The sequence below is a fragment of the Rahnella sp. BIGb0236 genome, from assembly GCF_004364755.1.
Lineage (GTDB): Bacteria > Pseudomonadota > Gammaproteobacteria > Enterobacterales > Enterobacteriaceae > Rahnella > Rahnella victoriana.
Window position 1 is genome coordinate 176111 of the sequence record NZ_SOAO01000007.1, and the last position, 14067, is coordinate 190177.

Annotated in this window: 13 protein-coding genes; 7 read left to right on the forward strand and 6 right to left on the reverse strand. The window is 51.9% G+C overall.

Annotated features, from left to right (window positions below; translation table 11 throughout):
* Nucleotides 1-101 precede the first annotated feature (101 nt).
* The 4 genes from EDF78_RS15835 (at nt 102) to EDF78_RS15850 (ending at nt 2905) form a co-directional block, all read left to right on the forward strand.
* Entirely contained in the window at nt 102-374 is a 273-nt protein-coding gene (locus tag EDF78_RS15835; RefSeq protein ID WP_095921807.1) for a YcgL domain-containing protein, read from the forward strand.
* 122 nt (nt 375-496) lie between these two features.
* A complete protein-coding gene (locus EDF78_RS15840) occupies nt 497-1666 on the forward strand; it encodes a lytic murein transglycosylase (protein ID WP_133823453.1) in 1170 nt (389 codons plus the stop codon).
* A 26-nt stretch (nt 1667-1692) separates the two neighbouring features.
* Nucleotides 1693-2349, forward strand: coding sequence for a fumarylacetoacetate hydrolase family protein (locus EDF78_RS15845; RefSeq protein WP_119827196.1), 657 nt, complete (start codon nt 1693-1695; stop codon nt 2347-2349).
* 106 nt (nt 2350-2455) lie between these two features.
* Complete coding sequence (locus tag EDF78_RS15850) at nt 2456-2905, forward strand: YcgN family cysteine cluster protein (protein ID WP_119827194.1); 450 nt, start codon at nt 2456-2458, stop codon at nt 2903-2905.
* Nucleotides 2906-2977: 72 nt separating this feature from the next.
* Here EDF78_RS15850 and iraP read toward each other — a convergent pair whose 3' ends face one another.
* The 4 genes from iraP to nhaB all read right to left on the reverse strand — a co-directional run bounded on the left by iraP (nt 2978) and on the right by nhaB (nt 7112).
* Entirely contained in the window at nt 2978-3319 is a 342-nt protein-coding gene (gene iraP / locus EDF78_RS15855) for an anti-adapter protein IraP (protein ID WP_133823454.1), read from the reverse strand.
* Nucleotides 3320-3444: 125 nt separating this feature from the next.
* Nucleotides 3445-4554, reverse strand: coding sequence for an AI-2E family transporter (locus EDF78_RS15860; RefSeq protein WP_131692705.1), 1110 nt, complete (start codon nt 4552-4554; stop codon nt 3445-3447).
* Between the two features lie 310 nt (nt 4555-4864).
* Nucleotides 4865-5395: a disulfide bond formation protein DsbB gene (gene dsbB / locus EDF78_RS15865; protein WP_095921813.1), complete on the reverse strand. Its 531-nt coding sequence runs from the start codon at nt 5393-5395 to the stop codon at nt 4865-4867.
* A 139-nt stretch (nt 5396-5534) separates the two neighbouring features.
* Entirely contained in the window at nt 5535-7112 is a 1578-nt protein-coding gene (gene nhaB, locus EDF78_RS15870; RefSeq protein ID WP_095921814.1) for a sodium/proton antiporter NhaB, read from the reverse strand.
* 244 nt (nt 7113-7356) lie between these two features.
* On the opposite strand from nhaB, the gene fadR reads away from it, so the two are divergent.
* The gene (gene fadR / locus EDF78_RS15875; protein WP_131692706.1) at nt 7357-8079 is read left to right on the forward strand and encodes a fatty acid metabolism transcriptional regulator FadR; all 723 of its coding nucleotides are present in this window, start codon (nt 7357-7359) and stop codon (nt 8077-8079) included.
* Nucleotides 8080-8146: 67 nt separating this feature from the next.
* On the opposite strand, the gene EDF78_RS15880 is transcribed toward fadR, so the two are convergent.
* Complete coding sequence (locus tag EDF78_RS15880) at nt 8147-9682, reverse strand: SpoVR family protein (RefSeq protein WP_095921816.1); 1536 nt, start codon at nt 9680-9682, stop codon at nt 8147-8149.
* 646 nt (nt 9683-10328) lie between these two features.
* Here EDF78_RS15880 and EDF78_RS15885 point away from each other — a divergent pair.
* Both EDF78_RS15885 and dadX read left to right on the forward strand, forming a co-directional pair.
* A complete protein-coding gene (locus EDF78_RS15885; protein ID WP_133823455.1) occupies nt 10329-11630 on the forward strand; it encodes a D-amino acid dehydrogenase in 1302 nt (433 codons plus the stop codon).
* A 65-nt stretch (nt 11631-11695) separates the two neighbouring features.
* A complete protein-coding gene (gene dadX / locus EDF78_RS15890) occupies nt 11696-12769 on the forward strand; it encodes a catabolic alanine racemase DadX (protein WP_133823456.1) in 1074 nt (357 codons plus the stop codon).
* 10 nt (nt 12770-12779) lie between these two features.
* Here the strand turns inward: dadX and EDF78_RS15895 are convergent, their stop codons facing one another.
* Nucleotides 12780-13976, reverse strand: a complete 1197-nt coding sequence (locus EDF78_RS15895; protein WP_133823457.1) for a multidrug effflux MFS transporter — start codon at nt 13974-13976, stop codon at nt 12780-12782.
* Between the last annotated feature and the right edge of the window lie 91 nt (nt 13977-14067).

Below are 14067 nucleotides of genomic sequence, written 5' to 3' on the forward strand. Positions count from 1 at the left end.
GGAATACCACTCGGGGGGCGATATTCCGATGTACGATAAGCATGTTATAGTTACAGTTATATCTAGGCAAGCCACCGTTTCAATAAAATAGAGTTAAAAAAATGCTTTGTGTGATCTATAGAAGTACTAAACGCGACCAGACTTATCTGTATGTCGAAAAAAGAGACGATTTTTCCCGTGTGCCGGAAGAATTACTCAAAGGCTTCGGTGTGCCTCAGTTCTCCATGATGCTCAATCTGGCCGAACGCGAAAAACTCGCCACAGCCGATATTGTCAAAGTGCGTCAGTCGCTCGAAGAACAAGGTTATTATCTGCAGGTTCCGCCGCCGGCAGAAAGTTTATTGAATATCCATCTGGGTGATACCTCTAAATAACACATTCCTGACATTTGTTTCGGCAATTCTCGAACTTTCAGACGTCATGACTTGCATTCATCGTTGTCGTGCTCAAAGCTTACAACGATGAATCATTTGCAGAAGTCAAAAGGAAGAAATTGATGAAATTGTCGGCACTGGCCGTGTTAACACCGCTGATCATTCTGAGTGGTTGTGCAGCACAAAAAGCATCCTCCGGGCAAACGCCCGCACCGTCAGCCACCTCCACCCAGACGGCGGCACCGGCACCTGCCGCCACCTCAGGCAAAACGTCACTGGCCGAACAGGGACGTGACCCTGCCGAGTTCCCGGCCTATGCCGAACAGCTTAAAGCCCAGGCGCTTTCACAAGGCATCAGCCAGCAAACCATCGACAGCACCTTCGCTAATCTTCATTTCGTTGATCGCGTGATCAATTCCGACCGCAATCAGCTCGAGAAGAAAGTGACCCTCGACGATTATCTGACCCGCGTTCTGCCTGAATGGAAGATTAAACAAGGTCAGGAACAGCTTCAGAACAATTTGCCCGCGCTGACCAAGGCCAGCGACCGTTACGGCGTGCAGCCACAGTACATCGTGGCGCTGTGGGCGATGGAAAGCAGCTTCGGCAAAATTCAGGGTAAAGAAGACGTGTTCTCCGCCCTGGCCACGCTGGCGTTCGAAGGGCGTCGTGAAGCGTTCTTCACCAAAGAATTCATGTCGGCGCTTAAGATCGTCGATTCAGGAAAAGCCAGCAGTGACATGATGAAAGGTTCCTGGGCTGGCGCAATGGGGCAGTCGCAGTTTATGCCGAGTTCCTATCTGACTTACGGGGCTGACGGCAACGGTGACGGCAAAATTGATATCTGGAAAAACACTGACGACGTATTTGCCTCGACGGCCAATTACTTAGCAAAAGAAGGCTGGAAGGGCAATCAGGGCTGGGGGCAGGAAGTGAAATTACCGGCTAATTTTGATGGCGCTCTGGCGGGACTGAAAAATAACCAGATGCATCCGGCCAGTTACTGGCAGCAATTGGGCGTGACGCAAGTGGACGGCACCCCTCTGACGTCAACGGCTACCCGCGCATGGGTTATCACACCGGATGATACGCAGGGGCGCGCGTTCCTGGTTTACGATAACTTCCGTACGATCATGCACTGGAACCGTTCAACCTATTTCGCATTGAGTATCGGCATGATGGCGGATGGCATCATGGGCGCGCAGACACCGCTGGCTTCGGGTGATACTGCACCGGCTCAGACCACACCTGCGCCCTTAGCGCCAGCGCCGCATAATCCGTTTAGCGGCTGATATTCCTCATAACAAGGAGTAGCTGTATGTACCAACACAGAGACTGGCACGGCGCATTACTGGATTTTCCGGTCAATAAAGTGGTGTGCGTCGGCAGCAATTATGCCGATCACATCAAAGAAATGGGGGGGCAGAAGGCGGCGGAACCGGTTTTATTTATTAAGCCGGAAACCGCGCTGTGTGATTTCCGCCAGCCTGTCGCGATCCCGAAGGATCTGGGTTCGGTACATCATGAAGTGGAACTGGCTGTGCTGATCGGAACGCCGCTGAAACAGGCGACGGAAGACCGCGTTGCCAATGCCATTGCCGGTTACGGGGTGGCGCTTGACCTGACGTTGCGGGATTTGCAGTCGACGTTCAAACAAGCCGGACAACCCTGGGAAAAGGCCAAGGGGTTTGACGGCTCGTGCCCGATGAGCGGATTTATTCCGGTGAGTGAATTCGGTGATGCACAGCAGGCTGAGCTGCGTTTGGAAATCAACGGCGAAGTGCGTCAGCAAGGCAATACCCGCGACATGCTGACGCCGCTTTTACCGCTGATCGCTTATATGAGCCGGTTCTTCACACTGCGTGCCGGTGATATCATTCTCACCGGGACACCGCATGGCGTCGGCCCTTTAAAAGCCGGTGATGAAATCTCAGCTACACTTAACGGTAAGCAAGTTTCCACTCGCGTGATTTAGCGCAACGTTGCAGGTCGCCGGAGCGGATTTCCGGCGGCTTTGCTTGCATCTGTTCGCCAAAGCGTCTATATAAGCACCCTCATTTTATTTATACCGGATGCACACTATGACTGAACCCGCTTTTTGGCAGCACAAAACGCTGTCTGAAATGACTGACGAAGAATGGGAAGCATTGTGCGACGGCTGCGGACAATGCTGCTTACATAAGCTGATCGACGAAGACACCGATGAAATTTATTTCACCAACGTCGCCTGTAATCAGCTCAACATCAAATCCTGTCAGTGCCGCAACTACGAGCGTCGTTTTACGCTGGAAGAAGATTGCATCAAACTGACCCGCGAAAACCTGACCACTTTTGACTGGTTGCCGCCCACCTGCGCGTATCGCCTGATCGGTGAAGGCCGCCCGTTACTGCCGTGGCATCCACTGCTGAACAAAGCGTCTAAATCCGCCATGCACACCGCGCAGATTTCCGTGCGCTATATTGCCGTGCGTGAAGACGACGTGGAAGACTGGCAGGATCACATCATGAATAAGCCTAGCTGGGCGAGATAAGCGTTTTATTCCCTGCTTCGCAAACAAAAAGCCCCGGCAATTTGCCAGGGCTTTTTTCATGCTCGTCTGAGTTTAAATTTCTGAGTCCGGTCGTATACCGTTCAGGGCGTTCAGCGCATCTGAATCCAGTTCAGGATCCGCTTTATCAATCAGACGTGTCATGTCTATCAGGACCTGAAACTGTTCAAATAAAATTTTGGCATCAGATTTAAGCACTTCATCCGCCGAATCCAGCGCAGAGTTAATCGCTTTATTCACGCTTTCGATGATTTCCTGCGGCCCGCCATTTTTCCCGACAGTCAGAAATACGGCACTCAACAGAAGTGACTGTGCTTCTACCTGTGCGGTAAGTTGTTTGGAATCGGCTTCCATCCGGGAGATTTTTGCAATCATTCCTAAGATGATATTTTTCATTTGTCACTCCTGCAGATCGAAAGGGTTGTGCCTTATATTTCTACGCCAGGTTCTGAAAACTGCATAATCATATTTCGTTAAACTGAGAGGCCCCAGATGCGACCGCTCAGTTTGCCCAATACACATCAGGCATCCGGATGGTTTTTGCCTTCCTCGATAAAATCTTCATCGATGACATCAGTGTTGTTCTGATGGTCCCGGCCGGAGAGGATATTCCAGCAGGCAATGAAGAGGGCAGCAATCAACGGGCCAATGACAAAACCGTTGATGCCATACACTTCCATACCGCCCAGGGTGGTGACCAGAATCAGATAATCCGGCATCTTGGTGTCTTTACCGACCAGCAACGGACGCAAGACATTGTCCACGATACCAATCACCACCACGAAGAAGACCACAATAAAGATCCCCTGCCACAGCATCCCTGAAGCAAAGAAATAAATCGCTGCAGGAACCCAGATAATCGCTGAACCTACTGCCGGAATGATGGACAGGAAAGCCATCAGCGCGCCCCACAGCAGACTGCCATCCAGCCCCGCAATATAGAACGCCAGCCCGCCCAAAGCCCCCTGTACGACAGCCACAACGACCGTACCTTTGACGGTTGCGCGTGACACTGCCGCAAACTTCATAAACAGGTGATGTTTGACATGACGTGACAGCGGAAGGGCTTCCAGCGTCAGATTGACCAGATACGCACCATCCTTAATCAGGAAGAACAGGATGTAGAGCATAATGCCGAAGCCCACGACGAAGCTGAACGTGCTCTTACCGATGACAAAGACGCTTCCCGCCAGATACTGACTGCCCTGCATAGCCGCATCGGAAAGCTTCTTCTGGATCTCCGCCGTGCTGTCCAGATCGTGATCTGTCAGGAAATGCCGCGCCCATCTTGGTAAGTGATGGATGAAATCCGAAAGAACGACGGGCAGCTGGGTTTCATTGCCCTGAAGTTTGGTGTACACCGCGTTGAATTCAATCGCCAGCGAAGACGTAATGATCGCCAGTGGAGTAAAAACGATCAGGCAAATGACCAGGACGGTTATCAGCGAAATAATTCCGTTACGGTCACCTACATACTGTTTGAGCCTGTTTTTAAGCGGGTTAAAAATAACCGCCAGAATAATCGCCCAGAGTACGGAAGAATAGTAAGGCCGTAATACATCAAAAAAAGCCAAAGTCACGATGAGAAGAATCGCGATGAAAAAACCTTTTGAAAATCCTTTAACTACCATAATTGTTCCTCAGATGATCCTGTTGCCCTCGTAGCATAGAGCGAATTGCCAGTTTTACCCACTAAGGTGTTTTTTTGAGCGCCACAACTGCTTTTATCCTTAAAGGTATGACCGCTTCCCTGCGTTTGTGTGTTATTCAAACAAGCCGAAAAAAGTGAAGCCGATTGCAGCCCAAAAGGCGATGCAAAGGCCTACACAAATGATCCAGATTGCCCAGACGGGAAGTTTGTTCATTTTGCGTTCCAGTACGAATAAAAAGTTATTAATAAAAAAGCGCCAAAAGGCGCTTTTTTATTAAGTCCGGGCCTAATTAACGGCCGAACAAATCGCGGCGTTTCGGTTTCACGAACTGAGAAATCAGCACCAGAATCGCGATCACCATAAACACGCTGAAAATCACGACCAGCCACTGTGGCATACCCAATGACAGGAATTCCCACTGTTTTTCTGCGCAGTCACCGTTGGCGATAAACATCCACGGGAACCATTTATCCAGTGGCAACCAGGTCGGGAATCGTGCGGCGAAATCACAGGTCGCGAACGGTGAAGGGTGGAGCTGAATCATGGTGTGTTCCCATGACAGGCGGATCCCTTCGTAAGCGCTGTAAATCCAGATCAGGATACCGGCATAACGCAACCAGGTTGAAGGCGCAATCGCACCCACCAGTCCTGCCAGCAGAATACCCATCAACGCGCAGCGCTCATAAATACACATGACGCACGGTTTTAGCAACATCACGTGCTGGAAATACAACGCAACCAGCTCCAGAGCCAGTGCGGTTAGCGCCATCAGAAGCCATGCACCGCGTCCTTGTGAGCAGCGGTTAAGATATTGCAACATAGAAAAATTTTCCCTGCAGTGAGCAACTGGTACGCAGTGTAAACCAATTGCACACTGCTGCCAGCCTGTCTGAATAAATATTCGGTAAATAATTACGATAAATCGGACAATTCGACTTTAACTTCAGTAAATCTCTGAATCAGTGTGCGGGCATCACTTCACTGACCGGTGGCAAGCTCAGCCATCCCATGTCGGTGTACCACTGCGTCATGTCCGGCAGCAGATACTGAACGCACAACAAGCCAACCAGCGTCATGACCACCGTGTAAGGCAACGCCATCCAGACCATTCTGCCATAGGAGAGGCGGATCAACGGGGCGAGAGCCGAGGTCAGCAGGAACAGGAATGCGGCCTGACCATTCGGGGTGGCAACCGACGGCAGGTTGGTGCCCGTGTTAATCGCTACCGCCAGCAGCTCAAATTGCTTCAGGTCGATCACGCCGCTCACCAGCGCAGATTTCGCTTCGTTAATATAAACCGTACCGACAAAGACATTATCTGATACCGAAGAAAGCAAACCGTTGAAGAGATAGAACAACGAAAGCTGATTCGACGGCGCGGCCTGCAACACGAAGTGAATGATCGGGCTGAAAAGATGTTGCTCGACGATCACGGCGACGATGGCAAAAAATACCGTCAGCAGGGCGGTGAACGGCAGGGAATCCTGGAAGGCTTTACCGATCGCATGTTCATCGGTGACGCCACAAAACGCGGTAGCAAAGATAATGACGGTCAGTCCGATCAGGCCGACTTCGGCCAGATGGAAGGCCAGCGCGATAATCAGCCATACACCGATAACAGCCTGAATGACCAGTTTAATGCGTTCCTGTTTGGTATTGTTCTCACTGTTTTTTTGATCATATTGCCTGAGCACTTCAAACACAGGCTGTGGCAGTTGCGCGCCGTAGCCAAACCAGCGGAAACGTTCCACCAGGGCACACACGATAAAGCCGCAGAAAAACACGGGCACGGTGACGGGGGACATACGGATGAGGAAATCCACAAACTGCCAGTCCGCGCTTTTGGCGATAATCAGATTTTGCGGTTCGCCGACCATCGTCATGACGCCACCCAGTGCGGTACCGACACCGGCATGCATCATCAGGCTGCGTAAAAAGGCCCGGAATTGTTCCAGCACCGCGGCATGTTGCTGGCTGCCGGTAAATGAACTGTCATCATCAACAGCGTCTTTTTCAGACTGGTTTGAGGCAACGTTGTGGTAAATCGTATAGAAACCCACGGAAACACTGATCACCACGGCGATCACTGTCAGCGCATCGAGGAAGGCGGATAAAAAGGCGGCCGCAAAACAAAACGCCATCGACAGGGCGATTTTATTGCGCAGGTTTAACAGCAGCTTGGTGAACACGGTCAGCAGCAACTGCTTCATGAAATAGATGCCTGCCACCATGAAAATCAAAAGCAGGATGACTTCCAGATTGGCCGAAATCTCTTCACGGATGCGCTCTGCACTGGTCATGCCGATCATCACGGCTTCGATAGCCAGCAAACCTCCTGGCTGAAGCGGATAGCATTTGAGTGCCATGCCCAGTGTAAAGATGAACTCAATGACCAGCAGCCAGCCCGCTAAAAACGGACTGACAAGAAAGAAAACCAGCGGATTAATGATCAGGAAAGCCAGAATAGTAATCTTGTACCAGTTGGGTGATTGACCCAAAAAGTTTCTGATGAATGCACGACTGAAGGTAGTTTCCATAGTCCCCAAAGATCCTTTATAAGTAATTTATAGATGTATCAAAACGATAGCCCAGTTTATTCTTCCGGCCAAAAATTTTCACCGCAAAAGACGAGGCAATCACATGCGAAGAAATGTGAAATTCTGCCAACCCCTGCACAGTTTCAACATTAGTTCCGCCGGAGCGCTATAACAGGCGATTTTCATCTGGTATGATGAGCTGAACTATATCCCTAATAAAAGTCCCACACGGAACGACAAACACATGGTTATTAAGGCACAAAGTCCTGCCGGTTTTGCCGAAGAGTATATCATCGAAAGTATCTGGAACAGCCGATTCCCTCCGGGTTCAATTTTGCCTGCTGAGAGAGAACTTTCAGAACTCATTGGCGTGACCAGAACCACATTGCGTGAGGTGTTACAGCGACTTGCCCGGGATGGCTGGTTGACAATCCAGCACGGAAAACCGACGAAAGTGAATAACTTCTGGGAAACGTCGGGGCTGAATATTCTGGAAACCCTTGCGCGCCTCGATCACGACAGCGTGCCGCAACTGATTGATAATCTGCTGTCAGTCCGCACCAACATCGCCACCATCTTTATCCGCAAAGCCATGCGCACCAATCCGGAAGAAACCCAACAGGTGCTGGCAAAAGCCGCTGAAGTCGAAGATCACGCAGAAGCGTTCACGGCGCTTGATTACGGCATCTTCCGTGGTCTGGCCTTTGCTTCCGGTAATCCGATTTATGGCCTGATCATCAATGGATTGCGTGGCCTTTATACCCGCGTCGGACGCTATTACTTCTCCAATCCTGAAGCGCGTAAACTGGCGATCAGTTTCTACAAAAAACTGTCAGATATCTGCCACGAAAAAAGCTACGAGCAGATTGTGGATTGCGTGCGCAATTATGGACGACAGAGTGGTGAAATCTGGCACAGCATGCAGAGCGCGATGCCCGGTGACCTGACTGAGCAAAAGCATCGTTGAGTGTGAGACAGACAGATATCAGAAAGGGCGCTTAGCGCCCTTTTTTACTGGCTGAAAACGGCGCGGGTTAGAGTGGAGCGGGGCGCGGCGGGCAGCGTTCGAGCAATTCAACGCTGCCGTCTTCATTAAGCTGTTCGATGAACACATCGAATCCCCACAGACGATGAACGTGTTTCATGACTTCACGACGGCTCTTGTCCAGCGGCGCACGATCCTGCGGTATGTAACGCAGGGTCAGCGAGCGATCCCCGCGTAAATCCACGTTCCAGACCTGAATGTTCGGTTCATGATTACTCAGATTATACTGCGCTGATAACTCCTGACGGATGGCGCGATAGCCTTCCTCGTTGTGGATCGCGGCGATCTCGAGATAATTATTGTGGTCATCATCGAGCACGGTAAACAGACGGAAATCACGCATCACTTTTGGCGACAGGAACTGACTGATAAAACTCTCGTCCTTGAAGTCACGCATCGCGAAGTGCAACGTATCCAGCCAGTCAGAACCGGCAATGTCCGGGAACCAGTAACGATCTTCTTCGGTCGGTTCCTGACAAATACGCTTAATGTCCTGCATCATGGCAAAGCCGAGCGCATACGGGTTGATCCCGCTGTAATACGGGCTGTTATATGGCGGTTGATACACCACATTGGTGTGGCTGTGCAGGAATTCCAGAATGAAGCGGTCGGACACTTTCCCTTCGTCATACAGATGATTCAGGATGGTGTAGTGCCAGAATGTGGCCCAGCCTTCATTCATGACTTGTGTCTGTTTTTGCGGATAAAAATACTGACTGATTTTACGTACGATACGCAAAATCTCGCGTTGCCAGGGTTCCAGAAGAGGCGCATTTTTTTCCATGAAATACAGCAGGTTTTCCTGAGGTTCAGACGGGAAGCGGCGCGCCTGTTCCGGTGCGTCCACGCTGTCTTTACGTGGCAGCGTTTTCCACAGTGTGTTCACCTGACTTTGCAGATATTCCTCGCGACTTTTTTGTCGGGCGAGTTCTTCCTGCAGGGAGATTTTTTGCGGACGTTTGTAGCGGTCGACACCGTAATTCATCAGCGCATGACAGGAATCCAGCAGGCGCTCCACTTCATCGACACCGTAACGTTCTTCGCACTCACTGATATAACGTTTGGCGAATAGCAGATAATCGACGATGGAACTGGCGTCGGTCCAGCTCTTAAACAGGTAGTTGTTTTTGAAGAAAGAATTATGTCCGTAGCAGGCATGTGCCATCACCAGCGCCTGCATGGTAATGGTATTTTCTTCCATCAGATAAGCGATACACGGGTTGGAGTTGATGACGATTTCATACGCCAGACCCTGTTGCCCGTGTTTATACAGCTGTTCGGTTTCAATAAATTTTTTACCGAACGACCAGTGAGTGTAATTGATCGGCATGCCAATACTTGAATAGGCATCCATCATTTGCTCAGAAGTGATGATCTCGATTTGATGCGGATACGTTTCCAGCCGGTACGACTTGGCTACCCGGTCAATCTCTGCGAGATAGGTTTGCAACAACTCAAACGTCCAGTCCGGTCCATCGCTAAGACGTTTGTCCTCAGTTTTTTGCTTTTGGGTCACTGTCGTCATAAGCCGCACCCTCATTAGTTATGGACGCTACAGAGTGTTTGATTCACAACCTTTTCTTAAGATTTAGCACGTCCATTGATAATCGTAGCTCAATCTGAGTGTGCCGTTAGATAAACACCATGAATCCCTTCTTTCACAAATCTATATCCTTATGACCGGGACCTGTCAATCGTCGAATAAAAGAGCAGACAGCCCGGTCACAACGAGATACGGATGACAGTTTTCGCTGACGTTGGATTTTCCTCGTTTCACCTGACCTTTATAAATCCCCGGTCTGCCGTCATCACCTCTTCCGTCACTCTCTGAGGTAATATCACGGGTGGCGCGCTTTGTAGTGTTTAATGCTAATTTTATCCTTGTATACAAGAATAATGCCCTGCAACGGAAGGCGCTTTCTTATCGGAAGGGGCGGGTGACTTCAATGAAGTCAATGCTGTCATAAAACTATAAATTTCTCCGCCATCAGAGGTAATGTTGCGGGATATCGTTATTTATTTATGACTATTGAAATAAATCTCGTCATGAACGATAAATAAATGTGAAAGACCTCACGGTTATGCGTGCCTGTGTTGGTGATTTTTCTCAGTCAGGTTAGTTTCCTGTCATCAGAATATTATGCTTTGTTTTGTCGTGGAGTGGAGTCGATATGCGTGTGGTGATTTTAGGCAGTGGTGTGGTCGGTGTCGCCAGTGCATGGTATCTGGCTAAAGCGGGTCATCAGGTGACGGTCATTGATCGTCAGTCAGGCCCGGCAGAAGAAACCAGCGCAGGGAATGCAGGACAGATCTCACCGGGCTATGCCGCACCGTGGGCGGCTCCGGGCGTGCCGGTGAAAGCCGTGAAGTGGATGTTTCAGAAACACGCGCCGCTGGCGATCCGTCTCGATGGCACGCAGTTCCAGCTGAAATGGATGTGGCAGATGCTGCGTAACTGCGACATGGACCACTATCAGACCAACAAGAGCCGCATGGTTCGTCTGGCGGAATACAGCCGCGATTGCATGAAGGCCTTGCGCGATGACACCGGCATTCAGTACGAAGGGCGTCAGGGCGGCACGTTACAGCTTTTCCGCACCGCACAGCAGTTTGAAAGCGCGGCGAAAGATATCGCCGTGCTGGAAGATGCTGGTGTGCCGTACCAGTTGCTCGAATCCGGCCAGCTGGCCAACGCTGAACCTGCCCTGGCGCAGGTTGCACACAAACTGACGGGCGGATTACGCCTGCCTAATGATGAAACCGGCGATTGCCAGATGTTTACCCGCAAGCTGGCGGAAATGGCGCGTCAGGCCGGGGTGGTTTTCGAATTCAACCGCACGGTGGATAAACTGCATGTGGTAAACGGCGAAATCACCGGCGTTCAGTGCGGCGAGGAAATAGTGAAAGCCGATGCGTATGTGGTGGCGTTCGGGTCGTATTCGACCGCACTGCTGGCCGATCTGGTTTCGATCCCGGTTTATCCGCTGAAAGGGTATTCACTGACGATTCCGATTACTGATCCGGCATCGGCGCCGGTATCAACCGTACTGGATGAAACCTATAAAATCGCTATTACCCGCTTTGACAATCGTATCCGCGTCGGGGGCATGGCCGAGATAGTCGGTTTTAACCTGAAACTGGCGCAGGCTCGCCGGGAAACGCTGGAAATGGTGGTGAGAGATCTCTACCCGAATGGCGGCAATATCGGGCAGGCCACGTTCTGGACGGGGTTACGGCCGATGACGCCGGACGGCACGCCGATTGTCGGGCGCACGCGCATCAGGAATTTGTACCTCAACACCGGCCACGGCACGCTGGGCTGGACAATGGCCTGCGGTTCCGGTCAGTTACTCTCGGATATTATGTCCGGCGTGACGCCCGCCATTCCTTCCGATGATTTATCGGTCGAACGCTACAGTCCAGGCTTTATCACGCATCCTGCTGGCCCGCACAGCATGCATCCTGTGCGCTGAACCTGCCGTTACTCTTCGCCCGTGCAGCAGTGCACGGGCACGACTTTTCTATAGCCGGAGCTGGTATGCCTCGCCCGATTTCAGCCACATTATCTCTGTCCGCGTTAACTCAAAATCTCAATATCATTCGCGGCTTTGCGCCGGAAAGCAAAGTCTGGACGGTGGTGAAAGCCAATGGCTACGGCCACGGTATTTCCCGTATCTGGCGCAGTTTATCCGCCACCGACGGATTTGCGTTACTCGATTTCAATGAAGCCATTTTGCTGCGTGAGTCTGGCTGGCAGGGGCCGATATTATTGCTAGAAGGGTTTTTTAGTGCTGCGGATTTACCGCTGGTAGCGCAATACCGCCTGACCACCGCCGTGCACAGCGAATGGCAGATCCGCGCACTGGCGGAGGCGCAATTCAGCCAGCCGGTAAAGGTTTATCTGAAAGTGAACAGTGGCATGAACCGTCTGGGTTTTGCACCTGAGCGTACGACTGCCGCGTGGCAACAATTGCGTGAACTGAAGCAGGTGGGTGAGATAACCCTGATGAGCCATTTTGCTACCGCCGACAGCGTGGAAGGCGTTGATGCCCAAATGGCTGCCGTGAATTTCGCAGGGCAACATATCAGCGGTCCGCGATGCCTGGCGAACTCCGCTGCCACGCTCTGGCATCCGCATACCCATTACGACTGGATCCGTCCGGGCATCATTGTATATGGCGCGTCGCCGAGCGGGGAATGGCAGGATATCGCTGATACCGGGCTGCAATCGGTGATGACGCTGAAAAGCGAACTGATCGCTGTGCAGGAACTAAATGCCGGTGCGCGGGTGGGCTATGGCGGCCGTTACAGTGTCACGCAAACGCAACGGATAGGCGTGGTGGCCTGTGGCTATGCTGACGGCTATCCGCGCCATGCGCCTACCGGTACGCCGGTCTGGGTGGATGGCGTACGAACCACCACGGTGGGGACAGTCTCCATGGATATGCTGGCGGTGGATTTAACGCCTTGCCCGCAGGCGGGGATTGGCTCACCGGTTGAATTGTGGGGTAAAAACCTTCCGGCAGATGAGGTGGCGACGGCAGCCGGTACGCTGGGCTACGAACTGCTGAGTGCGCTGGCACCCCGCGTACCGGTGACGACCATCGGATAACAAAAACGTATTACTTTTCCAGACGGGTCAGGCGACCCGTTGAAGTCTTACTGGCACGCCGCGCCAGCATCGCCAGACATCCTCCTGCCAGCATCACCAGTGCCAGACTCAGTTTTGGCTGCAACGGTAATGCCATCGCGATAAAACCGAATAAAGCGCCGCCTGCCATCTGCACCGATCCCACCAGCGCCGAGGCCACACCCGCCTCACTGGAAAACGGTTCGAGTGCGTAACTGGTAGCCGGACCGACCAGAAATGCCAGACCGGCACAGGCGCTCGCCACCGGCAGCATGTACAGCCAGGTTGCCCTCTGCTCAGCAGGCGGAACCAGCGTGATACCGGCAATCAGACCGAGACAACCGGCAAACATCAGAATGCCGCCCGTCGTCAGGCACACCGGACGGCCCACTTTATGGATGATGCGGTTGGAGATAAAACTCACTGCCATAATCCAGAAACCGTTCGCGCCGAAAACCAGGGAAAACTGCAAAGGCGTCAGCCCGGCAATATTCATCAATACGGTCGGCGCCAGCGAGACATAAGTCAGCGCCATGCCCATTGCACCGGCGTTGACTAAGGCAAAGGTAATGAACCGGGCATTAAACAAAATGCGTGCGTACTGACGAAACGGCAGGCCATTGTTGGTCTGAGTACCGGCAGGGCGGGTTTCCGGCAGTTTGAATATCACCAGCAGCAATACCGCCAGCGTATAACCGGCTAACGCCCAGAAAGGCGCACGCCAGCCATAATACTGTGCAATCAGCCCACCGATCAGCGGTGCCAGCGCGGGAATGATGTTCAGCGTGCCGTTAAGAAAGCCATAGGCACGGGCCGCATCGTTACCATTCATCCGGTCACGTACGCCACTGAAAACCACCACCGACGTACAGCACACCGCCAGCCCCTGAATAATACGGGATAACAGAAACATCCACGGCGCGACGGCGGTAGCGGCCACTATTGCACCGCCCAGATAAACCACCACACCGATAATCGCGATCGGGCGGCGGCCAAATTTATCCACCAGCGGACCGGCCACCAGCTGACCGAGGCCCATCACCAGAATGAATAGCGAAATCGAGGACTGAATGACCGCCTCGGTACTCTGTAAACCGAGCGCAATGGCAGGTATCGCGGGCAGATATAAATCAATACCCAGAGGGCCGAGCAGCACCAGGCTCAGCAACAGAAAAAGAAACTTTTGCATTGAAAACATCACTGTCAGTCATCCGAAAGGACGCTAAGGGTAATGATTTAGTTAATGAATGGAAAGCGGCTTGTGATAAACAGGCGGGACA